We start from the raw sequence: 22,239 nt of genomic DNA on the forward strand, positions 1-22,239 counted from the left end.
TCGAACAAACATTCGCCCGTGGGGGACAGCGGCCTCATCACGTACTCCGTGCAAAAGGCCAAAACAAAGGCCTCAAGTAGCGCTCCGCGCGATAGGCCAGACATCGGGCTAAAGTAGCACTCCGTGCGGTAGCCCAAACATTCGGGCTCAAGTAGCGCTCCGCGCGGTAGCCCACAAAACTGTCGCGGGATGGAGCAGCCCGGTAGCTCGTCAGGCTCATAACCTGAAGGTCGTAGGTTCAAATCCTACTCCCGCAACCAAAATCGAATAAAGCCAAATATGACAGCCCAGACTAAAATTGATCCCCCGGATCAATTGATTAACGTCTGAACCCCGTCGTTCCGGAGCTTCAATATGCCCCCGGCATATCGGTCCCCTACACCATAACCTGAAGCGCGTAGGTGCAAAGCCTACTCCCGAAACCAAAGTTACAGAACGGCCCGTAGAGCAAACGCTTCGGGCCGTTTCTGATTCAGTCTCCTTGCCATCGGAGCCAAGCGACATCAGACCCGCCAAGCGGACGCCGGCCTAGAGGTGGTCGAGTGGCCGCTAAAGCGGGGATCGTCCCGACCGCTTAGAAATATCTGTAAGGTGCAAAATCATCACTTATGGACCGCTTGTGTGTAGTGCTCGCGCGAAGGAGCTGTGATCATGCAATCAAATTGCCGCGTATTACCGCGCCAGAAGGCCCGTGATCTGTGTGGCCAGCTGATCAACGGCCCGACCGGAGGCATCGGCAATCGCGGCAGGGGTTTCGTTTTGCAACGGCACAGCAATGCCGAAGGGCACGATCCGTTCCCGCACCACCTGATCGAACGATGAAATCGCGAATTGACCCGTCAGGTGCAGTTTGCCGTCACTACGGGCCGCCATTTGCGACACGCGCACATCCACCACGACCTGCGCCGGTTGGGCGAGAGGCCAAGGTTCGGGGGCTGTCTGGGCGGTGGTTGTGGCCCCGATCCGGTCGGCGAGATGTTGGGTCACTGCCCGCGCGGGAGTATCGGCCCACAGCGCCCCCTCGATGGGGGTGAGCGCTCCGTTGGCATCCTCGCGCAGGATCAGATCGTTATTGGCATAGGTGGGCAATGTGACCTGACGGATTTCCATCGTCGCCACGCGCAGCGACGTGCGGGCCGTTTCCATCGGAGGTGCGCTGGTCATCAGATAGCGCGGGTCCGTGTCGCCGCAGGCGGCAAGGCTGAGAAGCAGAAGGGGCAGGAAACGTCGCATGGCTTACCGTCCAAACAAGAGAGAATTGGGATTGCGTTCAAGCGCGCGGGCAAGGCTCGACAGCGATTGCGCCGCCGCGCGGAGCTCTCGCAGAGTGTCGAGCGTGTCGCGGTTGAATCGGGAATTCTGGCCGTAGCCCGAGAGAACGCCTTCCGCCTCCGACACAAGGCCGTCGATCCGTTCGGCGATCTGCGGCAGGTCGGCGACGGCGGCTTCGACCGCTTCGGCAGCACTACGGGCGGAGGCGAGCGTTGCGTTGGTGTTCTCAACCGCGCCGCCTTCGCGCAGCTCGGCCAGTGCCGTGCGTGCCTCGTCCAGAGCACCAGTGAGGCTTTCGGGCAGCTTACGCGTGCTATCCTGATCAATGAGCTTGTCGGCCCCGTCCAGAAGCTGGGTCGCCATGGTCAGGAACTGTTCAAGCTCAAGCGAATTGGCCTTCTGGGTCAGTTGGTTCAACCCGTTCACGAGATCGGGGACGCCAGCGATGGCCTCGTCGAAATCGCCCGCAACCTCGGTGACGGAGGTCGCCGCTTCCGAGGCGTCTTCCAAGGCGGTGACAAGTTTCGTGACCGCTTCGGCTGTGCGCAGGTCTTCGGCGACCCCACGCAGTTCAGACACGGCCTGACGTAGCTCGGCGGGCAGGGCCTGTGCGTCCGGATCACCGATGATCGCGCGGGCATCGTCCATCAGCCCGACAAAGGCGTCGGGCGCGGCGCGGAGGTTTTCGTCACCGGCGAGGCTTTCGATCGAGGCGAGCGTTGCGATGGCTTGCTCCATCAGATCTTCCACCGGAAGGCCGTTGACGCGCTTCAACAGCCCCTCAGCCGTGGCGCTGGCATCTGGCAGATTGGCGGTGACGGAGGGCAGAAGCGGCGCGGTGGCCGCGAAAATCCCGAGGGTCGCAGGCTCTGCATCCGGCAATTCCGCGAGTTCGACAGCGAGCGAGCGGCTGAAGATGCTTTGCGACATGAGCCGGGCGCGCAGCCCGTTTTTCACCGCATCGGCAAAGAAGGCGATGGTTTGCGCCGGGGGCGTGTCCGCAGCAAGCCCAAGGCGCCCCGGATCAATCGAGATCGTGGCGCGCAAAATGACGGCCTGACCGTCCGTGACATCTTCGACAAAAGCGCCCAGCGTCGAGACCGCGCCGATTTTCACGCCCTTGTAGACTACGGGAGAGCCAACGGTGAGACCGGCGACGGATTGTTCAAACTCGACGGTCAGATCGACGGGATTCTCAATGGCTTCGTTGAACACGCTGGAGCGCGCGTCCTCTTCGCTTTCATAGAGATCGTAAATCTGTCCTTTCGAGAGCGGCTCTCCGCCGGAGAATACGGTATCGAAGGATAGCCCACCGCGCAAAAGGCCGGCAACAGAACCGACCGAAAGGTTCAAACCGCCGGGACCGATGTTCACGGAGAAGCCTGAGGTCTGCCAGAAACGGGTCGCCGTGGTCAGGAGTTTGTCATGCGGCGCGTTGATAAAGGCGTCAACCATGACCCCTTCGCCATTGTCGAGAAGGCGCGGGCTTTCGATCTTGCCGACTTCGATGCCTTGATAATAGATCGGGGCTCCGGCGGTGAGCTGTCCGCCATCGGAGGTGCGAAGGGTCACTTTCGTTCCTTTCATACCGGGCAGAACCAGCGGAGGTGTGTCGAGCCCGGTGAAGCGGGAGGCACCGCTTCCTGCTGTGTTCGGGTCGAAAGCGGCCTGAATATAGACACCGGAGAGCACGGTGGAGAGCCCGGAGATGCCGCTGGCGCTGACTTCTGGGCGCACGACCCAGAATTCCGCGTCCGAAGGCAGAGCATTGGCGACGGCCCGGTCGATCCGGGCGCGCACCAAGACGGAGGAAAGATCGTCGGAGAAAGACACGCTTTCGACCACACCGACATCGACATCGCGGTAACGGATCATGGTTTCGTCGGCGGTGACACCGGCGGCATTCTCGAACAAAATCTCGACCGGCTGCCCGCGCTCCGCCCAGCTTTGCCACGCGATAAACAGCGTGACGGCCAGCGCGGCGAGCGGCACGAGCCAGACAACCGAAAGATTGCGCCAAAACGACTGTTTCGGTCCTTCGATCAGAGGCTCTGCGATCTGTGGCTCATCCAATTGAGCGCTCCTTTTTCAGTTCTCGGTCTTGCGGCCCGACGGTCTCTTTTTCACCCGCGTCCCAGATCAGTTTGGAATCGAAACTCAAAGCCGACAGCATCGTAAAGGCCACGGAGAGCGCGAAACTCACCGCAGCGATCCCCGGTGAAATCGTTGCGGCGAAATCCAGCCGTACAAGAGAGGACAGGATCGCCACCACGAATACGTCGATCATGGACCAGCGGCCAATGAATTCAACCACCTCGAAGAGGATATGCCGCCGGTGTGCCGAAAGTCGCACGCGGTGCGAGACACTGAGCGCGAGATAGGCAATGGCGATGAATTTGGCCACGGGGATGACGATCGAGGCGACCAAGACGATGAGGGCGACGCCATAGTCGCCGTGATGCATAAGCTCGACAACCCCGCCAAGGATCGTGTTCTCAAGCGTCTTGCCGAGAGAGGAGGTACGCAGCATCGGATAAAGATTGGCGGGAATATAGACAACCAGACCGGCGATCCACCACGCCCAGACCCGTTGCAGAGACGCCCCGCTGCGCGGCGTCATTTTGGCGCCGCAACGGGTACAGACCCGCGTCCCCAGAGGGTGGACGCGCCCACAATGGGTGCAACCGATCAGCCCGGCGTCACGCGCGGTTACGATTTGCGTCGGGCGTCCAGCGTTTTCCAAACCGTTACTCTGCTCATGAAGTTGTCTTTCAATACCGTCACGATCACCAACGCGACGAAGGCCCAGAAGGCAGGGCCGAGGGAAATATGCGCAAGCCCCGCAACCTTGACCAAGGCCACGGCCACGCCGACGACGAAGACCTCCGCCATGGCCCAAGGCCGGAGTGCTTCGGCCAGACGAAACACCGGGGCGGCAAAGCGGGCGGGGCGCCAGCCAAAAGCCATCGGACCCAAGACATATAGGAGGGCTAGAAACCGTGTCACGGGGAGGATCACGATCAGCGCCGCCATGGCGAGCGTCAGGGGCGCGGTCAGTCCGGTCGAAAACGCCATCACCGTATCCAAAAGCGAACTGCGCCGGACCATCCCGGCGGCTCCAAGTTCAAGGAAGGGAAAGAAAATCGCCGCGATCATCAGGATCAGCGCGGCCAGGGCCAGCATGATGATCCGGGTCATCGCCAGCGCCCGCGGCGCTTCGATCACCGCATGGCAGCGTGGACAGCGCAGGGTCTCGCCAAGCGCCACATCGCGATCATGCAGCAGCGCGTCGCAGGACGGGCAGGCGATCAGATCGTCTGGCAGGGGGGCTTTGGGCGACGCAGTCATGCGGCCAGTGTATCGATGGTTGCGGGGATCGGGAAGGTGTCTCGGTCTGTGCTGCAGCCAAATAAGAAGCCAAATAAACCTGCGCGTCCAAAAATTCGGGCGCGCATACGTTTGGGGCGGGGGCGTTCGGGCACCTGCGAGGTTGGACGGGGCAACGTGTCCGGCGTTTCGATGAAGGCCGGGCAGAAGGCTTCCGGCGGGGTTTCATCGAGAAGTGGTCGATCTCATCCAATATCGCGTAGGCCACGCCGAGTGAGGGCCGTGTTCGCCCGCCCAGCCGGCGTCATGCTTCCGGGCTGGGCGGTCAGGCTTTACTCACCCTTGGGTGTGGAGCGCTGATATAAAGCGAAGCGCACGGAAAACCTCGCCCAAACGGCTCTCGTTGCCGATTGGGGGGATGGTTTCATCTCCTCGCCGAGAGATGCGCCGGGTCATTTCGTCAAGATGAGCTTGCCCGCGCGGGTGATGCGCAGGGTGTAAATCTGGCCATCGAGATTGATCTGGCGCGTGCTGCCCTCGGTGATCAAGCTACGGGCGTCAAGGGGAGCGATTTGAGCGGTCTCCACGGTCAGGGAGGATACATGTGCGTTCATTTTCGGTGCCTTTGGGCTTGTGTCTTTGTCAGTCATCTCAATCCGCCGGCCTTTCGGGTGGCGGTGAATTGCTTCACGTGGTTGAGGATCACCAAGACTGGCTGGGTGTTGATCACCTCTGCTTGCCATGGGGCCGCGCCGAGTGCGCGACTCACGGGAGTCTCCCGTCTCTACTATCTGAATAATAAGCCTGAGTTTTTCTGTCAACTTTATCGTTGAGGAATTTTTTGCGCTCCGCGGAAATGTTCCGAACGCGGAGAATTTTTCTACATAACAATGCAATACGAATACAAAACTAGGCCCGCTGCGTATCTTGAGGATAAGATCACGTTAAAGTTGACATGTGTGTCAATTCTAATATGTCATCTGAGTGACGGTGTTGAGGTCATGTCGAGGTTTAAGATGGTCATTCGAAACAAGTTCGTCGTCTGCGGCTTTTTGTTATCGAGTCTGCTGCCCGGCTTCGCGCAGGCCGAAACGCCTCTGAACGTCGAACTGATCACAGCGACCCCGACGCCAGTGGTGCAGGAGTTGCGTGTCGTCGGTTCGGTCGAAGCCATGGATAGCTATCCCGCCTCGTTCCGGCGCGGCGGTCAGGTCGCTCATTTGAACGCAGAAGTGGGACAAAAGTTCGCCGAGGGAGAGATGATCGCCCGGATTGATCCCGCGAATGTCGTTGCAGAACTCGATGCGGCCCAAGCTGACCTCCACGCGGCAGAGGCCGCTTTGGTTCAGGCGGAACAAGCCCGCAGTCGCGCCCAGTCAATGTTGGATCGCGGGGTCGGTACCCAAGCGGACTATGATGCGGCGCAACAGGATTTTCTCGAAGCCAAGGCCAGCCGGGACCAAACCGCAGCGCTCCTGGAAACCGCGCAGCAATCTTACGAAGATACCGAATTGAAAGCGGATCGCGATGTGACGGTCATTGAGCGCTATGTCGATCTCGGCGAGGTCGTCTCCGCCGGAACCGCCGTGGTGCAGCTCGCGCCGGAAGGTCAGCTGCAAGCGGTGTTTCTTGCCCCGGACACGGCGGGTCTTTCCGACATTCGCGATCATGCGCTTGAGCTTGACCCCAATGGACCGCACGAGCCGTTTTCGGCGATTGTGACGGACGTGCTTCCGGTGCTCAATGACACCGGCACGGTGGAAATCCACGCTGATATCCCGGAGGACCGCGTTGCTGACATTCCGATCGGAACCTCGATCACCGGGCGCATTCCTTTGGTGACGAAGACACGCATCCTTTTGCCGTGGACCGCGCTGAGCGCCAATGCGGACGGTCCCGCCGTTTGGGTCGTTGCACCGGAGAGCGGCACGGTGACGCTGACGGCGGTCACCATTGATCGCTATGAAAATGACATGGTGTCCATCGCCTCTGGTCTAAAGGACGGAGACGTTGTGGTCGGGCGGGGATCGAACCTGCTTTACAACGGGCGACAGGTCATACAGGCGGAGGCTGCGCAATGAGTATTCGGTTTCATACCCTTGCAACCCTTTGTGTGATGAGCCTTCTGAGCGCAGGCGCGCTAGCCGAAGAAACGGCTGTTTCCCAAACCCCGCGTTCAGTGATCACGGAATTCCTGTCGACGGTCCCCGTGAGCGAGCGTCAATTTTCCGGCGTGATCCGGGGGCAGGACGTTTCGACCCTCGCCTTTCAGACCAGTGGTCGGCTTGCGACGCTGGACGTGGATGCCGGAAACCGTGTCGAGACCGGGGATGTGTTGGCCACGCTGGACCAGATCACTCTGGCGCAGGATGTGACCGTCGCCGAAGCCGCTTTGTCCTCGGCCGAGGCGCAGGCAGAATTTGCACAGACGCAATATGAGCGGATCGAAGCGCTGGTGAGCCGCAATGTCGCCACCACGGCACAGATCGAAGCGGCCCGTGCCTCGCGCGATGCGGCGCGGGCCAATGCCGACAGCGCTCGCGCCGATCTGGCGCAGGCCAAAGAGGCCGAGGGCTATGGGCAACTGATCGCGCCGCGCGACGGCATCATTTTGAACACGGATGTGGAACCGGGAACGATGGTGAGCTCTGGTGTCAGTGTTGTTGAAATGGCTGATCCCTTGGGGCGTGAAGCGATCATCGACGTGCCGGAAAGCTTTGCGATGGTGATTGCCGAGGACGCGAGTTTTATCGTGCGCCACCGTGCGGAAGGCGTGGCCCCTGTGGCTGCGCATTTGAGCGTGATCGAACCTGTCGCGGAGACCAGTCTTGAGACACGGCGGCTTCGGCTCACGCTCGACGATCCGCCCGAAGATTACCGCATCGGTACGCTGATCACCGCGACCTACGACAGCCAGGCCGCACCTGTGATGACGCTGCCGCAAACCGCGATTGCCGGAACGGACGAGGCGCCATTCGTGTGGCGCGTGGGGGCGGGGCGACATGTGCAATCTGTGCCCGTCACGCTTGGCCGTGAGATTGGTGATCGGGTGGTGATCACATCGGGGCTGAGCGAAGGGGATGAAATTGCGGTCCGGGGCGTGCATGTGCTCGAAGACGGCCAAGAGGTTGGGGAGCGTCTGCAATGAAAGGGTTTAACCTGTCCGATTGGGCCTTGGGGCATCGCTCCTTCATCTGGTTCATGATGATCGTCGCGGTGGTCGCCGGGGCGCTGAGCTACTCGCGCTTGGGCCGTGAGGAAGACCCGTCTTTCACCATACGCACGATGGTGGTCACGGCCAGCCTTCCGGGCGCCACAGCCGAGGAAACCGTGACGCAGGTGACGGACCGGATCGAGCGCAAGTTGCAGGAGCTTCCCCAACTCGACAGCACGCGTTCCGTGACGTACCCGGGCATTTCCATGGTCTATGTCGAACTGCGTGACGACAGCCCGTCGGATGCAATTCCGGCGGTGTGGACCCGCGTGCGTCAGATGATGACGGATATCACCAGCGAATTCCCGCAGGAGTTTCAGGGCTTTTCCTTCAATGACGATTACGGCGATGTGTTTGGCACGGTCTATGCCTTCACCTCAGACGGGTTCCGCCCCGAAGAGTTGAAAGACTATGTCGAAGACATGCGCGACGAGATCGAAAAGCTGGATGATGCGGGCAAGGTCGAGCTGTTCGGCACCCGCGATCAGGTGATCCATATCGAATTCTCCTCGCGCCGTTTGGCAGCCTTCGGTTTGGATGCGCAATCGGTTCTGAACTCGCTTGCCGCGCAAAACGAGATCGTGTCGTCCGGCATGATTTCGACGCAGGGCGAGAACATTCTGCTGCGCGTGACGGGACAGTTCGACAGCGCCGAGGCGTTGGCTCAGGCCCCTTTGCGTTCCGATGACATCTTCTTCACGCTGGCCGATGTGGCCGATGTGTCCGCAGGTTACGATGACCCGCCGGATTCGCTGTATCGCTACAACGGACAGCCAGCCATTGGCCTCAAAGTCGGTATGCGCGATGGGGGCAATATCCTCGATTACGGCGCGGCCGTCGATGAACTCATGGCGGAGCTGACCGCCGCCCTGCCGATTGGCATCGACGTGCATCACGTCGCCGACCAACCCAAGGTCGTCGATGAATCTGTCGGTCACTTTGTGCGCGCTCTGATCGAAGCCGTGGTGATCGTTCTCGCCGTGAGCTTTGTCTCTCTCGGCATGCGCGCGGGGTTTGTCGTCAGCCTGACGATCCCGCTCGTGCTGGCGCTGACCTTTGTGTTCATGGAATTCATGGGCATCACGCTTCAGCGGATTTCGCTTGGCGCTTTGATCATTGCGCTGGGCCTTCTGGTCGATGACGCAATGATCGCGATTGAGACGATGATTTCCCGTCTGGAGCGCGGCGAAGGTCGGCGCAAGGCGGCGTCTTATGCTTGGACCACCATCGCTTGGCCAATGCTGACCGGTACGCTGATCACCACGGCGGGCTTCATTCCGATTGGTCTGAACAGTTCTCAGGCGGGCGAATACACCCGCACGCTGTTCTACGTCATCGCGATTTCTCTCGTGTTGAGCTGGATCGTCGCCGTGCTCTTCGCGCCGGTTCTGGGCGCGACGCTGCTGCCGAAAAAGTGGAAGCATGAACATGGCGATCCGGGCTGGCTGCGCCGCACCTTCCATGTCTGGCTGCGGCGGGCGATGCGGTTCAAGATCATCACGGTCGCGCTCACCTTCCTCGCCTTCGCGGTCTCCGTCGTCGGCATGAGCAAGGTCGAACAACAGTTCTTCCCGAACTCGGACCGTCCGGAGGTTTTGGTTGACGTGACCCTGCGGCAGAACGCCAGCATCTACGCGACCGACAGCGCCATCTCTGATTTCGAGAGCTGGCTCGCGGATCAGGAGGAGGCAAGCTATTGGACTTCCTATATCGGCACCGACGCGACGCGTGTGATCCTGACGCTGAAACCCCGCGCACCGGGGCCGAACATCGGTCAACTTCTGATCGTCACGCCGGATTTCGAAGCGCGGGATCGGCTCATCGCCAAAGTGCGCAGCTATTCCGACGCGCAGCCCGGGACCGAGTTCTATCCGAAGACCTTCGAACTTGGCCCGCCCGTCGGCAAGCCGGTGCAATACCGGATTTCCGGGCCGGACTATGCGGAACTGCGCGATCATGCACGTGACCTTGCCTCAGTCATGGCCGGGGATGACCGGCTGGCCGCGATTGCGCTCGATTGGAATGAGCCCAGCCGCGTGGTGCGTGTCGATCTCGATCAGGCGCGTTTGCGCCAGCTCGGTCTGACGCAATCCGATGTTGCAGGGGTGCTGTCCTCTCTCTTCGAGGGCTACACCGTGACGCAAATCCGTCAGGGGCGCGATCTGATCGATGTGGAAATCCGGGGCGACGAGGCGGACCGTAAAACGCTCTCTGCCTTGGAGAACCTGCAATTCGCGAACACCGATGGTGTCTCCATCCCGCTGTCTTCCATCGCGACGCTGGATTGGGTGACGGAACAGCCGCTGATCCGCCAAGAAGACCGCGAACCGGTGATCACCGTCAAAGCGGCGATCCTGACCGACGATCTGCCCGCAACGATTGTGGATGATCTGACCCCGGCGATTGACGCTTTCTCTGCTGATCTGCCGCGCGGCTATTCGGTCGAGATTGGCGGGACGGTCGAAAGCAGTGCGGACAGTCAGGCCCCGATTTTGGCCATTATGCCGATCATGATCCTGATCATGCTGACGCTGACCATGATGCAGGTTCAGAGCTTCCGTCTGATGTTCGTCGTTCTCGCGGTCGCGCCCTTGGGGCTGATCGGGGTGGTGGCCTCTCTGTTGTCGGCCCATGCACCGATGGGCTTCGTGGCCCTGTTGGGCGTGCTGGCGCTGATCGGTATTCTGATGCGCAACTCGATCATCCTCGTGCAGGCCATTGAGGACCTCAGGCGCGAAGGCAAATCGCGGTGGCAGGCGGTTTTTGAGGCTTCCGACAGCCGCGCACGTCCGATCCTTCTGACCGCCGCCGCCGCCTCTCTGGCGCTGATCCCGATCTCGCGTCAGGTCTTCTGGGGGCCGATGGCCTACGCCATGATGGGCGGCATCATCGCCGGGACGCTGATCACCCTGCTCTTCGCTCCAGCGCTTTACTGTCTCGTCTTTGGCGTGAAGCCTGAAAAGGAAACCTGATCATGTCGAAGGGGGAGACCGCCGATCTTGATCACCGCACGCGGATCGGACAGGCGCGGCGGGAAAAGACCCATGAGCGTCTCTGCGAAGCGGCGATCATGGTCTTTGCCGAACGCGGCCTCAAAGGCACGGTGATCGATCATGTGGTGCGCCAAGCCGGTGTCTCGCGCGGGACGTTCTACAATTATTTCGACACGATCGAAGAGGTTCTGGAAGCGGCCCGCCTCCTGCTCAAACGCGAGCTGATCTCGCTGGTCAAGGCAACGACGGATTTCGACCGACCGCCGGCGGAACGCATGGCCTACGGCATTCACGCCTTCATCGGAGTGGCGCGGCAAAACCAGATGTTTCTGGAGTTCACCGCACGGCTCGGGCGGCATGGGTACAGCTATGCGAATTTTCTGCGCGAAACCGCGCCGGGACTGATCGACAACGCGATTGAGACCGGGGAATTTCGCCCCGTCCCGGAAACCCTGTTTTTCGATGTGCTGGAAGGCGGCGTGATCGCTGTTCTTCGCCGTCTGATGGAAGGCGAAGACGTCGATATCGCGGCCTTCGTTGCGGCGATGCTGCGGGTTCTTGGGGTCAGTTATGAAAAAGCCGAAGCCGTTGCGGCCTTGCCCGTCGAGCCTCCCGTGCCAGAGCCGAACAGCCTTTTGAGCCGGGCGAATGCGACGTGGAGCGCCTCACACTGAGGGCTGTTCCAGTCGGATCATTGCCTGTGCCAGAACGGCGGAGGCCCGCACCCCATCGATCAGTTTCACGCCGCTCGCCGCGCTGAGCGCCTTGTAATGCGTGGTCATCCCCGCACAGCCGAGGATCACGGACTGTGCCCCGCGCGCGCCCATCTCGACGATCTCGGAAGAAATTTTTTCGAGCACGTCGGGGCGGCCTTCTTCGACATCGAGTACAGGAAGCCCGGCGGGCACGACGCCAAGACAGCCGCTCTCCAAACCATGCCGGGTGATATTGTCTTCGATCACCGGAACGGAGCCGGGCATGGTGGTCACGACGCCATAGCTTTGCCCGGACAAGAGGGCGATGTGAAAGGCGGCTTGGCCAATGCCGATCACCGGACAGTTTGCCTCCGCGCGCAACTCTTCGAGCCCCGTGTCATCGAAACAGGCGATGACAATGACCTCGACGCCTGCTTCATGGGCTTTCGGCAAGAGCGCCAAAACTCCGGGCAGTGCGGCTTCGCCGTCCGCGGCACCCTGAATGGCGGGCGGGCCGTCCGTGTTGGTCCATCCCAAAATCTCGGCCTCGGGCAGAATGCTTTTGGCCGTCTCGACCACGCTCTCGGTCATCGCGCTGGTGGAGTTGGGATTGAGAAAGAGGATCTTCACCTCGCGTCTCCCTTAAACGCCTTGCCCGGCATCCGAGCCGAACCGTGCCCGGCGTTTGCCAAGGATCCAAACGGTCAGCAGGAAGGCCCCGATGATCAGCAGGGAAAACAGCGTGGTCATGGTCCCCAGCGCGTAGATCACCGGCGTGGTCACATTGGTCGTCATCCCGAAAATCTCCAAGGGCAGGGTGTTGTAAGACCCGGCAGTCAACAGCGTGCGTGCGAATTCGTCATAGGAGAGCGTGAAGCCAAAGAGGCCGACACCGATGAGCGAGGGCGCGATGATTGGAAGAACCACATAGCGTACGGTTTGCCAAGGGGAGGCGCCCTGATCGCGGGCGGCTTCCTCGAAGGATTTGTCGAAACGGTTGAACACGGCGAACATGATCAACAGGCCAAAGGGCAGGGTCCATGTGAGCTGCGAGCCGAACCCCGAGGTGGCCCAGTGAATTTTCAACCCGAACTGGTTGAAGATCAGGCCGACGCCCAGAGAGATCAGGATCGAGGGGATCACCAGCGAGGCGATGATCAGGTAGAACAGGATGCCGGAGCCATAGAAGCGTTTGCGGAAAGCAAAGCCACCCATGACAGAGACCACAACGGTCGTCACCATCACCATGAGGCCAAGCGCAAAGGAGCGGCGGAAACTGCCCCAGATGTCGCCCACGGCCTGCTCTTGGAACAGCTCGCGGAACCAGTTGAGCGAGACGCCCTGCATCGGGAAGGTGAGGCCGCCGCCCGGCCCTTGGAAGGACAGGATGCCGATGGTGATCGTGGGGCCGTACAGGAACAGGATGAAGAGCGCGAAGAAGGCGGTCAGCACGTAGAAGGACTTGGATTTCTTTTCCATGGCTCAGAGCTCCTTTCGGATATCGACGAAGCGCAACAGGATGCCGATCACGATCAAGACGGTGATCAAAAGGATCACGGCGGTTGCGGCGGCGGAGGGATATTGCAGCAGAGAAATGTCGTTCGAGATCAGCCGCCCGACGTTGGCTTTTTGCGAGCCGGACATAAAGCGCACGGTGATGAAGTCGCCCATCACGAGGGTCAGCACAAAGATCGTTCCGATCATGATGCCGGGCTTCGTGAGGGGCAAAATTACGTGGATTAGGGTCTGAAATCCGCTCGCGCCATTGTCCCGTGCGGCCTCGATCAGGCTGTGATCAATCCGCGTCATCGTGTTGAAGATCGGCACGACCATGAACAGCGTGTAGAGGTGCACGAAGGCAAGGATCACCGAGAAGTCGGAATACAAAAGCCACTCCACCGGCTGATCGATCACACCCCAGCTTTGTAGCGTCGAGTTGGCGATGCCGTTGCGCCCGAGGAAGGGAATCCAGGAAATCATCCGGATGATGTTCGAGGTCCAGAACGGAATGGTGCAAAGCAGGAACAGCGCGATCTGCGTTGTTTGGTTGCGGATGTGAAAGGCGAGATAATAGGCGACCGTGAACCCGATCGCGAGTGTCAGCGCCCATGTGATCGCGGCGTATTTGAACGTCGCGAAGAACACCTTGTAGGTCACCGGGGAGCCGAACAGGAATTCGTAATTCTCCAGAGAAAACGCCGGGATGATCGAAAACTCGGTCGCTTGCCAGAAGCTCACCACCACGATGGTGATGATCGGCAGGATCAGAAATCCAAGCAGCACCAAACTCAACGGCGCGGCCTGAAGCCAGCCTTGGATATGTCGGTTCTTGAGCATTGCACGCTTTCTTTTGTCAAAAAATATCCCGGGGGAGGAGGCGTGCAGGCGGTACGCCTGCACGGTGGAGGGGGCAGCGCCCCCTCGCTTCATCACGACGCGATGAACTCATTCCATTTGCGGACCATGTACTGGTTCTCGTCCATGACGGAGTTCCAGCAGGCGACGTGGCCCATGCGGTCATAGAAGGAGCCACCATCGCGCGTCTCGCCTGCCTGCGCCAGCGTGTCGCCGGTGGGCGAGGTGATGACGTCGGTCGCGGGCTTGCCTTCGAACCAGTAGCCCCACTCGTTCTCGGTCATGAAGTCTTTCGAGGTTTCCGGCACAGCGGAATAATAGCCCTGACGCATCAGGTAGCCGCCGACCCAGCCGGAGAGGTACCAGTTGATGTATTCATAGGCCGCGTCCAGAGCCATGCCCGACAGGTTCGCGGACAGTCCGATGCCGCCGCCCCAGGAGCGATAGCCCTCTTTCAGCGGTTGGTAGACACAGTCGATGCCGCGCGATTTCACCGCGGTGATCGCCGGAGACCACATGGATTGGATCACAACCTCGCCCGAGGCCATCAGGTTCACGGACTCGTCAAAGGTCTTCCAGAAGGCGCGAAACTGGCCGTTCTTCTTGGCCTCGGTGAAGATCGCCATCGTCTTGTCGATCTCCTCGCGGGTCATGTTGCCTTTGTCGCCATACTGGATTTCGCCCATGGCTTCGCAGACCATCGCCATGTCCATGATGCCGATGGAAGAGATGTCGAGGATGGAGGCTTTGCCTTTGAACTCCGGGTTCAGAAGCTCGGCCCAAGTGTCGATCGGACGACCGATCAGGTCCGGACGGATGCCCAGTGTATCGGCGTTGTAGATCGTCGGGATCAGGGTCATCCAGTTGGTCTGTTCCGTCGCAAAGGTCTTGGAGGTTTCGCCTTCTACAAAGCCCACTGTGTGCGGCGCGGTGCCCTGTGCGATGACGCTCTCGGGCGTCAGTTTGCCGTCTTTGAAGATGCCGACGATCTTGTCGTAGTTTTTGATTTTCGACACGTCCATCGCCTGAAGGTTGCCGGTCGGCCAGACTTTCTTACAAATCCAGTATTCGATGTCGGCAATGTCAAAGCTGTCCGGCTGGGTCGCGGCGCGTTGCGTCACGCTGTCGGAATCCAGAGCGGTCATCTCAAGCGTGAAGCCGAGGTCTTCTTTCACCTTGTTGGCCACATCGTTGAGGTTCGACACGCCGGTGCCGAACTGGCGGAGCGTGATGTCCTTGATCTCCTGAGCCCAGACCATGGGCGCCGGAAGGGCGGAGGCGGCAGCGGCTGCAGCACCGCCCTTGAGCACGGCGCGACGCGAATAACGCATTTTAGACATGTGAGTTCTTCCCTTGTTGGAGTGGTCTTTGTGAGTGAAATGATGAAGTGATTAAGCTTGGAGGCGGTGGGCCCGCCCCTCGTCCCAAGCGAGGTTCACGGCATCGCCCGGATTTTTGGGATTGGAATAGAAGGTGCCCTCCGGCACGAGCGCGAGCACCTCTTCGCCCGCTTCGGTCATCGAGGTCATCGCAACATGCGCGCCCTGATATTCGACCGATGTCACCGTGGCCGACAGGCCCTGATCGCCCAGAACCACCTCATCGGCACGTAGCGCAACTTTTGCGCCGCCGAGAGAGATCACGTTATGTCCGCCCATAAACCGCGCCACGAATTCGGTCTTAGGCGCGTTCCACACTTCGCGTGCGGCCCCGGCCTGTTCGATCACAGCGTTGTTCATCACGACGATTTCGTCGGCGAGCGCCAGCGCTTCGTCCTGCCCGTGGGTCACGTGGATAAAGGTGATACCCAACTCGCGTTGCAGGCGTTTCAACTCGGCGCGCACTTTGATGCGCAGGAAAGGATCGAGCGCGGAGAGGGGTTCGTCGAGGAGTAGAACGCGAGGTTTGGTTACCAGAGCGCGGGCGAGCGCCACACGCTGTTGCTGACCGCCGGAAAGTTGCGCGGGCAGGCGGCGGGCAAAATCGGTCATGTGGACCAATTCGAGCATTTCGTCGGCGGCCTTGTTGCGCTGGGCCTTGTCGATGCCCTTCATACGCAGGGAAAAGGCGACGTTGTCGCGTACCGAGAGATGCGGGAACAGGGCGTAGCTTTGGAACATCATCGCTGTGCCGCGTTTGGCTGGGGGCAGGGGCGCGATATCCATGCTGTCCAGAAGGATGGAGCCGTCAGAGACGTCTTCATGCCCGGCAATCATGCGCAGCGTCGTTGATTTGCCGCAGCCCGACGGCCCGAGAAGACAGACGTAGGTGCCATTGCGAAAGACGTAATTCACGTCTCTCACCGCCACGGTGTCGCCGTAACGCTTGGTCAAATGTACGAGTTCGAGATCTTTTCCGGAGCGCATGTGCCGTCCGCCTTTGTGCGTTTCGATGCCCCGACGCTGGTTCGGTTTTCTGCAATGGCGAAGTTTTTTTGTCTGCTTAACGGAGGCGGAACATGAAATGCCTTCTGTTTGGGCGGCTCGTACATAAGAGTGCATTAATTATGCGCTAATATCGTATACAATTTTGTGGACGATATTTTTTGCCCCCTGGGCTTGAGAATCAGTGCACGGGGCGGAAAGTAGACCGACCAGAAGACAAAGGACGATGTCATGACCGGGCAGGCGGAACAAAAAGAAAGCGGCAGCGCGCGGGTAGCAGAGAGCCTTGCGATGGCCATCCATGAACACCGTCTCTCTCCGGGGATGAAACTGAGCGAGGATGAGGTCGGCGAGATTTACGGTGTGAGTCGCACAGTGGTACGGGCCGCCCTGCAACAGCTTGCCCATGATCATCTCGTCGAACTCAAGCGCAACCGCGGTGCATTTGTCGCGCAGCCGTCGATCAAGGAAGCACGTGAAGTGTTTGAGGCGCGCGCATTGCTTGAGCCGCGCACCGCAAAATCCGCTGCCGAACGCGCAACGCCGGAAGACATTGAAATTCTGCAAAGACATATCGATGAAGAACACGCGGCGATCCATGCCGGGGACACCGGTCGGGCGCTGCACCTGTCGGGGCTCTTCCATGTCGAAATCGCGCGTATCGCCGATCAGACCACTGTCGCGGATTTTGTCGCGCAGCTCGTGTCGCGTTCCTCTCTGATCATCGCCCTTTATTGGCAGCGCCGTACCGCGCTCTGTGAGAGCCATGCCCATGACGCGCTGATCAAGGCGCTGGCCCGCCATGACGGGGAGGCCGCGGAAGAGATGATGAAGCATCACCTGCTCGATCTCCTGACCTCGCTCGATCTGCGCGATCAGCCCTCAGCGCCGAAGTCCTTGAAGGAGGCTTTGATTTGATCCTGCGCACCGCCAGCCCCGCCGAAGTCTCGACGCTTTTGGACTGGGCGGCGGAGGAAGGATGGAACCCAGGCATCGACGATGCCGTCCCTTTCGCAGAGGCCGACCCGGACGGTTTTTTCGTTGCCGAAAAGAAAAGCGGTCTCGCCGCTGCGATCTCCGTGGTGAACCACTGTCCCGGTTTCTCGTTTCTCGGTCTCTATATCTGTCGTCCGAAATATCGCGGGCGGGGCATCGGGTTGAAGCTTTGGACCCATGCGATGGAACATGCGAACGGGCGCACGGTCGGGCTGGATGGAGTCGCGGAGCAGCAAGCCAATTATGCCCGCTCCGGCTTTGTCAAAACCGGCTCAACCGCCCGTTTCGAAGGTCCGGTGCCCGTCTTGGACACGCAAGGCATCCGGTCTGTGACGGGTCCCGATGTGGCCGATCTCGGCGGGCTGGATCTGTTGGCCAATGGATTCCTGCGGCACCGGTTTCTGGCGTCCTGGCTGGGCGATAGCGAGACCCGCCGCACGGTCGTGCTCGACGGACCGGAAGGGCCGATTGGCTTTGCCACCGCGCGGCTTTGCCGTGAGGGCTGCAAAATTGGTCCCGTGGTCGCGCCCGATGGGAATAGCGCGCTGCGCCTGATCTCTGCCGCTGCCGGGGCCTTGGGACAAACCCGTGCGATTGTCGATGTGCCGGACCTGCAACTGGGCTTTCGCGATTTGCTCGTCGGGCAGGATTGGAAAGTCACTTTTGAGACCGCCCGCATGTATCGCGGCGATCCACCTGAGGCGGGCCACCCCGAAACCCTGTTCGGTGTGGCCACACTTGAGCTTGGTTGAACCTTGCTGATCCGTCCGGCGTTTATTTCGCGGACGGGCGCAGCAGGCGGAACAGGTTGGAGATCACGAAAATCAGGGCGGCGACCGTCACAATGGTCGGCCCGGTCGGCGTGTCGAAGGTGAAAGCGCTCTGAATGCCGCCGAAAATGGAGAGCACACCGATCAGCGTGGCAATGACGGCCATGCGCTCCGGGGTGCGGGCGAAGGGACGGGCGCTCGCCGCCGGGATCAGAAGCATCGCAGCAATCAGGAGCGTGCCGACCACCTTGATCGCGACCGCCACCACCAGAGCCAGAGCAATCGACAAAATCACCTGTTCGCGGCGGGGCGAGATGCCGGAGGCAATCGCCAGATCGGGGTTGAGCGTGGTGGTCAACAGGCTCGACCAGCGCCAGTAGAGCAGCGCTGAGACAAGTGCCGCGCCGCCCCAGATCACTGCAAGATCCATGCGTCCGACGGCGAGAATGTCGCCGAAGAGATAGGCATTCAGATCGACCCGGACATTCGGCACGAAGCTGACGGCAACGAGGCCAAAGGCCAGCGCGCTATGGGCCATGACGCCCAGCAGCGTATCCAAGGCAAATCCGCGCCCCGACAGGGTCGAGACGGTGAGCGCCATCAGGAGGGCGATGCAGAGGACGCCCGCAAAAATTGAGACGTTGAACGCGAGGGCCAAAGCGACGCCCAAAAGCGCCGCGTGCGCAGTCGCGTCGCCGAAATAGGCCATCCGGCGCCAGACCACGAAACAGCCCAAGGGCGCTGCCGCGAGCACAAGGCCAAGGCCCGCGAGCACAGCGCGGACCAGAAAATCGTCCAGAAAGCTCATACCGCGTCCCTGTGTTCATGCTGTTCGTGCTGGTCATGCGTGTGGGCATGGGGGCGATCATGCGTATGCACATGCCCCGGTTCATGGTCATGATCACAAACCGCATCATCATGTTTGTGCCGATAGAGCGCCAAAGCGCCATGGGTGCCGGTGCCGAACAGTGCCCGGTATTCCGGCGCAGACGCGACATGTTCCGGCGCGCCGTGGCAACAGACGTGACCATTGAGACAGATCACCCGATCCGATGTGGACATGACGACGTGCAATTCATGGCTGACCATAAGCACGGCGACGCCCTTGTCTTGGCGCAGGGTTTCGATCTGGCTGTAGAAATCGGCGGAGCCGGTCTGGTCGAGCCCCTGCGTTGCTTCGTCGAGGATCAGAAGATCCGGCTTCGATAGCAAGGCCCGCGCCAGAAGCACGCGCTGAAACTGGCCGCCGGACAGGTCGGTCATCTGGCGCATGCAAAGATGGCCCACGCCCGCATCGTTGAGGGCCGCATGGGCGGCATCGTCACTCACCCGTTTCGGCAGGGAGAGAAACCGCCGCACGGTCAGCGGCAGGGTCGGGTCGATATGCAGTTTTTGCGGCACATAGCCGATCCGAAGCCCGCCCTTGCGCGTGACCTTGCCGCTTTCCGGCTTCATCGCGCCGATCACGACCTTCATCAACGTCGATTTGCCGGAGCCGTTCGGCCCGACAATGGTGAGAATCTCTCCGGGCTCGACCGTCATGGAGACGTGGTCCAGCACCAAGCGCCCGCCGAGATGCAGGGTCACGTTTTCGAGATCAATCAGGCTCATGCCTTTTCCTTCGTAGTCTCTGCGGCGAGGCAGTTCGGGCAGGTGCCCTCGGCCTCCAGAACGGCGCGCGAGATGCGAAAGCCTGTGGTTTGTGCGATCTGGGACAGAAGGCTGTGCGAGGGATCGGTTTCCGCTTCCGCGACGGCCTGACAGGTGGTGCAGATCAGAAACGCCGGGGTGTGAAGCTCGCCGGGATGCGCGCAGGCGATAAAGGCGTTCAGCTTCTCGATTTTGTGGACAAACCCGTGTTTCGTGAGGAAATCGAGTGCGCGATAGGCCACTGGGGGCTGGCTTCCGAACCCGTCTTCCGCGAGCCGTGCGAGCACGTCATAGGCGCCGAGCGCGCGGTGTTCTTCGAGCAAAATCTCAAGCGCGCGTTTGCGCACCGGAGTCAGTTGAAGCCCCGACTCGCGACAGGATTGGTCCGCAGCAGAGACCGCGTCTTTGACGCAATGGCTGTGATCGTGCTGATGAAATCCGATCGGGTTCGGGTCCATGACAGTGCTCCGTGATGACGAGTCGCTTGGGGAAATCTTTCGTGACAGGAGCTCTTGATATGTTATCACCTCTCCTATATCAAGCCCGAGACGTAATAACATAACACATCCGAGGCCAGAATGACCCTTCGCTCCTCCCTCCTCTCCGTCACGCTTCTCGCCAGCGCACAATTCGCGGCCGTTGCCGCCCATGCCGAGGTTCCCAATGTCGTCACCGACATGGCACCGATCGACTCGCTTGTTGCGCAGGTCATGGGTGATCTCGGAACCTCGACCCAGCTGATGCCGCAGGGCGCTTCGCCGCACGGCTATTCCATGCGCCCGTCCGAGGCGAAGGCTCTGCAATCCGCAGATATCGTGTTCTGGACTGGTCCGGCACTTGAGCCTTGGCTCGATGAGATGATCGATGAGGTTGCCGGGGATGCACATTCGATCCCGCTGGCGCTGTCTGAAGGCACCACCACTCTGGCGACCCGCGAAGGGGCAACCTTTGAGCGTCACGTCCATGACCATGACGAACACGATCATGACGCCGATGAGGATGATCATGATCATGATGAACACGCCGAGCATGACGACCATGGCCACGACGACCATGACCACGACGCGCATGATGATGATCATGACCATGACGAGGCACATGACCACGATCATCATGACCACGATCATGATGAACACGCGGATCACGACGATCACGATCACCATGGCGCAGACCCGCATGCATGGCTCGATCCGATGAACGCTCGCGCTTGGCTCGGTGTCATCGCAGAAGAGCTGTCCGAGCATGACCCGGAAAACGCGGCGACCTACGCCGCCAATGCTGCCGCTGCCCAAGACGCGCTGGACGTGAAGATCGCCGAAATCCAAGGCGAAATGGAACCGCTCGCAGATCTGAAATTCATCGTCTTCCACGATGCCTACCAGTATTTCGAAAACCGCTTCGGTCTTCAGGCCGCTGGCTCCATCTCGCTCTCCGATGCGACCGCGCCAAGCCCGGCCCGCGTGAAAGAGATCCAAGACAAGATCAAGGAAATCGGTGTCGATTGCGTGTTCTCCGAGCCGCAATTCAATGCCGGCCTGATCAACACCGTGCTCGATGGTTCCGACGCGAAATCCGGCGTCATCGACCCGCTGGGCGTTGGCCTCACCGCAGGCGCCGGTTTCTACGGCGAGCTGATGGACGAGGTTGCCGGAGCTTTCGAAGCCTGCGCGGCCGAGTAATCCCAGACGTCATTTTTGACGAAACGAAAAAAAAGGGCACGGGGGATCTCCTCGTGCCCTTGTTTGTACGGGGGGGGGACTTTACATCCCAAGGCATGAGCCTCAGCATCCCCTTTCTCTCTTCGCCCCCAAGGGTCAATGTCGTTCGTCTGAGCGGCACCATCATGACCCGTCAGGGAGGTCTCAATGACCAAAGCCTCGCGCCCGCCATCGAGAGGGCCTTTCGCAAGGGCAAACCTCAGGCTGTGGCGCTGTTGATCAATTCACCGGGCGGCTCTCCGGTGCAATCGTCGCTCATCGCGGCAAGGATTTCCCGCCTCGCGGCAGAGAAAGAGCTTCCGGTCTACGCCTTCGTCGAAGATGTTGCCGCCTCCGGTGGCTATTGGCTGGCCTGCGCCGCCGACAAGGTTTTCGTCGATCCAAGCTCGATCGTCGGCTCAATTGGCGTGATCTCCGCCGGGTTCGGTTTTGATCAGTTTATCGGCAAGCACGGGATTGAGCGCCGGGTCTACACTTCCGGCAAATCGAAAAGCCAGCTTGATCCCTTCCGCCCGGAAAACCCCGAAGACGTCGGCCGCATCAAAGGGCTTCAGGAAGAGATTCACCAAGCCTTCATCGCCCATGTCACCGCCGCGCGCGCTGAGCGTCTGTCAAAAGAGGTTGAGCTGTTCGACGGCTCCTTCTGGACCGGCGCGAAAGGCGTGGAGCTTGGACTTGCGGATGGCATCGCCCATCTCGTGCCCAAGATGAAAGAGATTTACGGCGACAAGGTGAAGCTTTCGGTTTTCGGCCCCAAACGTCCGCTCTTTCGCCGTTTCGGGACCGAACTGGCTGCGGGCCTGACCGCGCAGGTCGAGGAACAGGCGCTCTGGGCGAGGTTCGGGCTCTGACGTCATGATCTTCA

The 22,239-nt window shown here is 60.4% G+C and carries 22 protein-coding genes and 1 tRNA gene; 9 read left to right on the forward strand and 14 right to left on the reverse strand.

From position 1 onward, the window contains the following. Positions 1–183: 183 nt before the first annotated feature. Positions 184–260 (forward strand) — tRNA-Met (locus ACYBHZ_RS14505). 412 nt (positions 261–672) lie between these two features. On the opposite strand, the gene ACYBHZ_RS14510 is transcribed toward ACYBHZ_RS14505, so the two are convergent. From ACYBHZ_RS14510 to ACYBHZ_RS14535, 6 genes are all read right to left on the reverse strand, one after another. Continuing rightward, positions 673–1,233 (reverse strand): PqiC family protein, encoded by a 561-nt coding sequence (locus tag ACYBHZ_RS14510; protein ID WP_460275001.1) that lies wholly within the window; start codon positions 1,231–1,233, stop codon positions 673–675. Positions 1,234–1,236: 3 nt separating this feature from the next. Further along, positions 1,237–3,345, reverse strand: coding sequence for an MlaD family protein (locus tag ACYBHZ_RS14515; RefSeq protein ID WP_460275002.1), 2,109 nt, complete (start codon positions 3,343–3,345; stop codon positions 1,237–1,239). Further along, entirely contained in the window at positions 3,338–4,015 is a 678-nt protein-coding gene (locus ACYBHZ_RS14520) for a paraquat-inducible protein A (protein ID WP_460275003.1), read from the reverse strand. Before ACYBHZ_RS14520 ends, ACYBHZ_RS14515 begins: the two co-directional genes overlap by 8 nt. Continuing rightward, positions 3,982–4,620, reverse strand: a complete 639-nt coding sequence (locus ACYBHZ_RS14525) for a paraquat-inducible protein A (protein ID WP_460275004.1) — start codon at positions 4,618–4,620, stop codon at positions 3,982–3,984. Before ACYBHZ_RS14525 ends, ACYBHZ_RS14520 begins: the two co-directional genes overlap by 34 nt. Before the next feature lie 431 nt (positions 4,621–5,051). After that, positions 5,052–5,213 carry a hemin uptake protein HemP gene (hemP, locus tag ACYBHZ_RS14530; RefSeq protein ID WP_460275005.1) on the reverse strand — a complete coding sequence of 54 codons (162 nt, stop codon included), beginning with the start codon at positions 5,211–5,213 and terminating at the stop codon, positions 5,052–5,054. Between the two features lie 32 nt (positions 5,214–5,245). Further along, complete coding sequence (locus ACYBHZ_RS14535; RefSeq protein WP_460275006.1) at positions 5,246–5,368, reverse strand: hypothetical protein; 123 nt, start codon at positions 5,366–5,368, stop codon at positions 5,246–5,248. Positions 5,369–5,600: 232 nt separating this feature from the next. Between ACYBHZ_RS14535 and ACYBHZ_RS14540 the strand changes: the two genes are divergently transcribed. From ACYBHZ_RS14540 to ACYBHZ_RS14555, 4 genes are read left to right on the forward strand one after another with little or no spacing between them, the layout of a single operon-like run. Next, a complete protein-coding gene (locus ACYBHZ_RS14540; protein ID WP_460275007.1) occupies positions 5,601–6,680 on the forward strand; it encodes an efflux RND transporter periplasmic adaptor subunit in 1,080 nt (359 codons plus the stop codon). After that, entirely contained in the window at positions 6,677–7,747 is a 1,071-nt protein-coding gene (locus tag ACYBHZ_RS14545) for an efflux RND transporter periplasmic adaptor subunit (RefSeq protein ID WP_460275008.1), read from the forward strand. Before ACYBHZ_RS14540 ends, ACYBHZ_RS14545 begins: the two co-directional genes overlap by 4 nt. After that, the gene (locus tag ACYBHZ_RS14550) at positions 7,744–10,785 is read left to right on the forward strand and encodes an efflux RND transporter permease subunit (protein WP_460275009.1); all 3,042 of its coding nucleotides are present in this window, start codon (positions 7,744–7,746) and stop codon (positions 10,783–10,785) included. The genes ACYBHZ_RS14545 and ACYBHZ_RS14550 overlap by 4 nt, the downstream gene beginning before the upstream one ends. Before the next feature lie 2 nt (positions 10,786–10,787). Further along, on the forward strand, positions 10,788–11,480 hold the full coding sequence (locus ACYBHZ_RS14555; RefSeq protein ID WP_460275010.1) for a TetR/AcrR family transcriptional regulator: 693 nt from the start codon (positions 10,788–10,790) through the stop codon (positions 11,478–11,480). Here the strand turns inward: ACYBHZ_RS14555 and ACYBHZ_RS14560 are convergent. From ACYBHZ_RS14560 to ACYBHZ_RS14580, 5 genes are all read right to left on the reverse strand, one after another. Then, a complete protein-coding gene (locus ACYBHZ_RS14560; protein ID WP_460275011.1) occupies positions 11,472–12,131 on the reverse strand; it encodes an aspartate/glutamate racemase family protein in 660 nt (219 codons plus the stop codon). The genes ACYBHZ_RS14555 and ACYBHZ_RS14560 overlap by 9 nt on opposite strands. Positions 12,132–12,143: 12 nt before the next feature. Then, positions 12,144–12,980 carry an ABC transporter permease gene (locus ACYBHZ_RS14565; RefSeq protein ID WP_460275012.1) on the reverse strand — a complete coding sequence of 279 codons (837 nt, stop codon included), beginning with the start codon at positions 12,978–12,980 and terminating at the stop codon, positions 12,144–12,146. 3 nt (positions 12,981–12,983) lie between these two features. Then, positions 12,984–13,838, reverse strand: coding sequence for an ABC transporter permease (locus tag ACYBHZ_RS14570; RefSeq protein WP_460275013.1), 855 nt, complete (start codon positions 13,836–13,838; stop codon positions 12,984–12,986). A gap of 92 nt (positions 13,839–13,930) precedes the next feature. Next, positions 13,931–15,196 (reverse strand): ABC transporter substrate-binding protein, encoded by a 1,266-nt coding sequence (locus ACYBHZ_RS14575; RefSeq protein WP_460275014.1) that lies wholly within the window; start codon positions 15,194–15,196, stop codon positions 13,931–13,933. A 51-nt stretch (positions 15,197–15,247) separates the two neighbouring features. Further along, complete coding sequence (locus ACYBHZ_RS14580) at positions 15,248–16,222, reverse strand: ABC transporter ATP-binding protein (protein ID WP_460275015.1); 975 nt, start codon at positions 16,220–16,222, stop codon at positions 15,248–15,250. A 249-nt stretch (positions 16,223–16,471) separates the two neighbouring features. Between ACYBHZ_RS14580 and ACYBHZ_RS14585 the strand changes: the two genes are divergently transcribed. Together ACYBHZ_RS14585 and ACYBHZ_RS14590 are read left to right on the forward strand one after the other, a co-directional pair. Further along, positions 16,472–17,158: a GntR family transcriptional regulator gene (locus ACYBHZ_RS14585; RefSeq protein WP_460275016.1), complete on the forward strand. Its 687-nt coding sequence runs from the start codon at positions 16,472–16,474 to the stop codon at positions 17,156–17,158. After that, positions 17,155–17,988, forward strand: a complete 834-nt coding sequence (locus ACYBHZ_RS14590; protein WP_460275017.1) for a GNAT family N-acetyltransferase — start codon at positions 17,155–17,157, stop codon at positions 17,986–17,988. Before ACYBHZ_RS14585 ends, ACYBHZ_RS14590 begins: the two co-directional genes overlap by 4 nt. 22 nt (positions 17,989–18,010) lie before the next feature. On the opposite strand, the gene ACYBHZ_RS14595 is transcribed toward ACYBHZ_RS14590, so the two are convergent. From ACYBHZ_RS14595 to ACYBHZ_RS14605, 3 genes are read right to left on the reverse strand one after another with little or no spacing between them, the layout of a single operon-like run. Then, on the reverse strand, positions 18,011–18,814 hold the full coding sequence (locus ACYBHZ_RS14595) for a metal ABC transporter permease (protein ID WP_460275018.1): 804 nt from the start codon (positions 18,812–18,814) through the stop codon (positions 18,011–18,013). Next, on the reverse strand, positions 18,811–19,617 hold the full coding sequence (locus ACYBHZ_RS14600; RefSeq protein ID WP_460275019.1) for a metal ABC transporter ATP-binding protein: 807 nt from the start codon (positions 19,615–19,617) through the stop codon (positions 18,811–18,813). The genes ACYBHZ_RS14595 and ACYBHZ_RS14600 overlap by 4 nt, the downstream gene beginning before the upstream one ends. Beyond that, positions 19,614–20,114, reverse strand: coding sequence for a Fur family transcriptional regulator (locus ACYBHZ_RS14605; RefSeq protein ID WP_460275020.1), 501 nt, complete (start codon positions 20,112–20,114; stop codon positions 19,614–19,616). The genes ACYBHZ_RS14600 and ACYBHZ_RS14605 overlap by 4 nt, the downstream gene beginning before the upstream one ends. Positions 20,115–20,234: 120 nt before the next feature. Here ACYBHZ_RS14605 and ACYBHZ_RS14610 point away from each other — a divergent pair, with 120 nt between their 5' ends. Both ACYBHZ_RS14610 and ACYBHZ_RS14615 read left to right on the forward strand, forming a co-directional pair. Continuing rightward, complete coding sequence (locus tag ACYBHZ_RS14610) at positions 20,235–21,335, forward strand: zinc ABC transporter substrate-binding protein (RefSeq protein WP_460275021.1); 1,101 nt, start codon at positions 20,235–20,237, stop codon at positions 21,333–21,335. Positions 21,336–21,430: 95 nt separating this feature from the next. Then, a complete protein-coding gene (locus tag ACYBHZ_RS14615) occupies positions 21,431–22,225 on the forward strand; it encodes a S49 family peptidase (protein WP_460275022.1) in 795 nt (264 codons plus the stop codon). The last annotated feature ends 14 nt before the right edge of the window (positions 22,226–22,239 follow it).

The organism is Celeribacter sp. ULVN23_4 (genome assembly GCF_054788345.1).

Excerpts from the sequence above, each read along its gene's own strand:
- ACYBHZ_RS14565 (WP_460275012.1), bottom strand. The coding sequence starts at position 12,980 with ATGGAAAAGAAATCCAAGTCCTTCTACGTGCTGACCGCCTTCTTCGCG.
- ACYBHZ_RS14545 (WP_460275008.1), top strand. The coding sequence starts at position 6,677 with ATGAGTATTCGGTTTCATACCCTTGCAACCCTTTGTGTGATGAGCCTT.
- ACYBHZ_RS14555 (WP_460275010.1), top strand. The coding sequence starts at position 10,788 with ATGTCGAAGGGGGAGACCGCCGATCTTGATCACCGCACGCGGATCGGA.
- ACYBHZ_RS14615 (WP_460275022.1), top strand. The coding sequence starts at position 21,431 with ATGAGCCTCAGCATCCCCTTTCTCTCTTCGCCCCCAAGGGTCAATGTC.
- ACYBHZ_RS14550 (WP_460275009.1), top strand. The coding sequence starts at position 7,744 with ATGAAAGGGTTTAACCTGTCCGATTGGGCCTTGGGGCATCGCTCCTTC.
- ACYBHZ_RS14570 (WP_460275013.1), bottom strand. The coding sequence starts at position 13,838 with ATGCTCAAGAACCGACATATCCAAGGCTGGCTTCAGGCCGCGCCGTTG.
- ACYBHZ_RS14585 (WP_460275016.1), top strand. The coding sequence starts at position 16,472 with ATGACCGGGCAGGCGGAACAAAAAGAAAGCGGCAGCGCGCGGGTAGCA.
- hemP (WP_460275005.1), bottom strand. The coding sequence starts at position 5,213 with ATGAACGCACATGTATCCTCCCTGACCGTGGAGACCGCTCAAATCGCT.
- ACYBHZ_RS14575 (WP_460275014.1), bottom strand. The coding sequence starts at position 15,196 with ATGTCTAAAATGCGTTATTCGCGTCGCGCCGTGCTCAAGGGCGGTGCT.
- ACYBHZ_RS14580 (WP_460275015.1), bottom strand. The coding sequence starts at position 16,222 with ATGCGCTCCGGAAAAGATCTCGAACTCGTACATTTGACCAAGCGTTAC.
- ACYBHZ_RS14595 (WP_460275018.1), bottom strand. The coding sequence starts at position 18,814 with ATGAGCTTTCTGGACGATTTTCTGGTCCGCGCTGTGCTCGCGGGCCTT.
- ACYBHZ_RS14600 (WP_460275019.1), bottom strand. The coding sequence starts at position 19,617 with ATGAGCCTGATTGATCTCGAAAACGTGACCCTGCATCTCGGCGGGCGC.
- ACYBHZ_RS14510 (WP_460275001.1), bottom strand. The coding sequence starts at position 1,233 with ATGCGACGTTTCCTGCCCCTTCTGCTTCTCAGCCTTGCCGCCTGCGGC.
- ACYBHZ_RS14610 (WP_460275021.1), top strand. The coding sequence starts at position 20,235 with ATGACCCTTCGCTCCTCCCTCCTCTCCGTCACGCTTCTCGCCAGCGCA.
- ACYBHZ_RS14525 (WP_460275004.1), bottom strand. The coding sequence starts at position 4,620 with ATGACTGCGTCGCCCAAAGCCCCCCTGCCAGACGATCTGATCGCCTGC.
- ACYBHZ_RS14605 (WP_460275020.1), bottom strand. The coding sequence starts at position 20,114 with ATGGACCCGAACCCGATCGGATTTCATCAGCACGATCACAGCCATTGC.
- ACYBHZ_RS14540 (WP_460275007.1), top strand. The coding sequence starts at position 5,601 with ATGTCGAGGTTTAAGATGGTCATTCGAAACAAGTTCGTCGTCTGCGGC.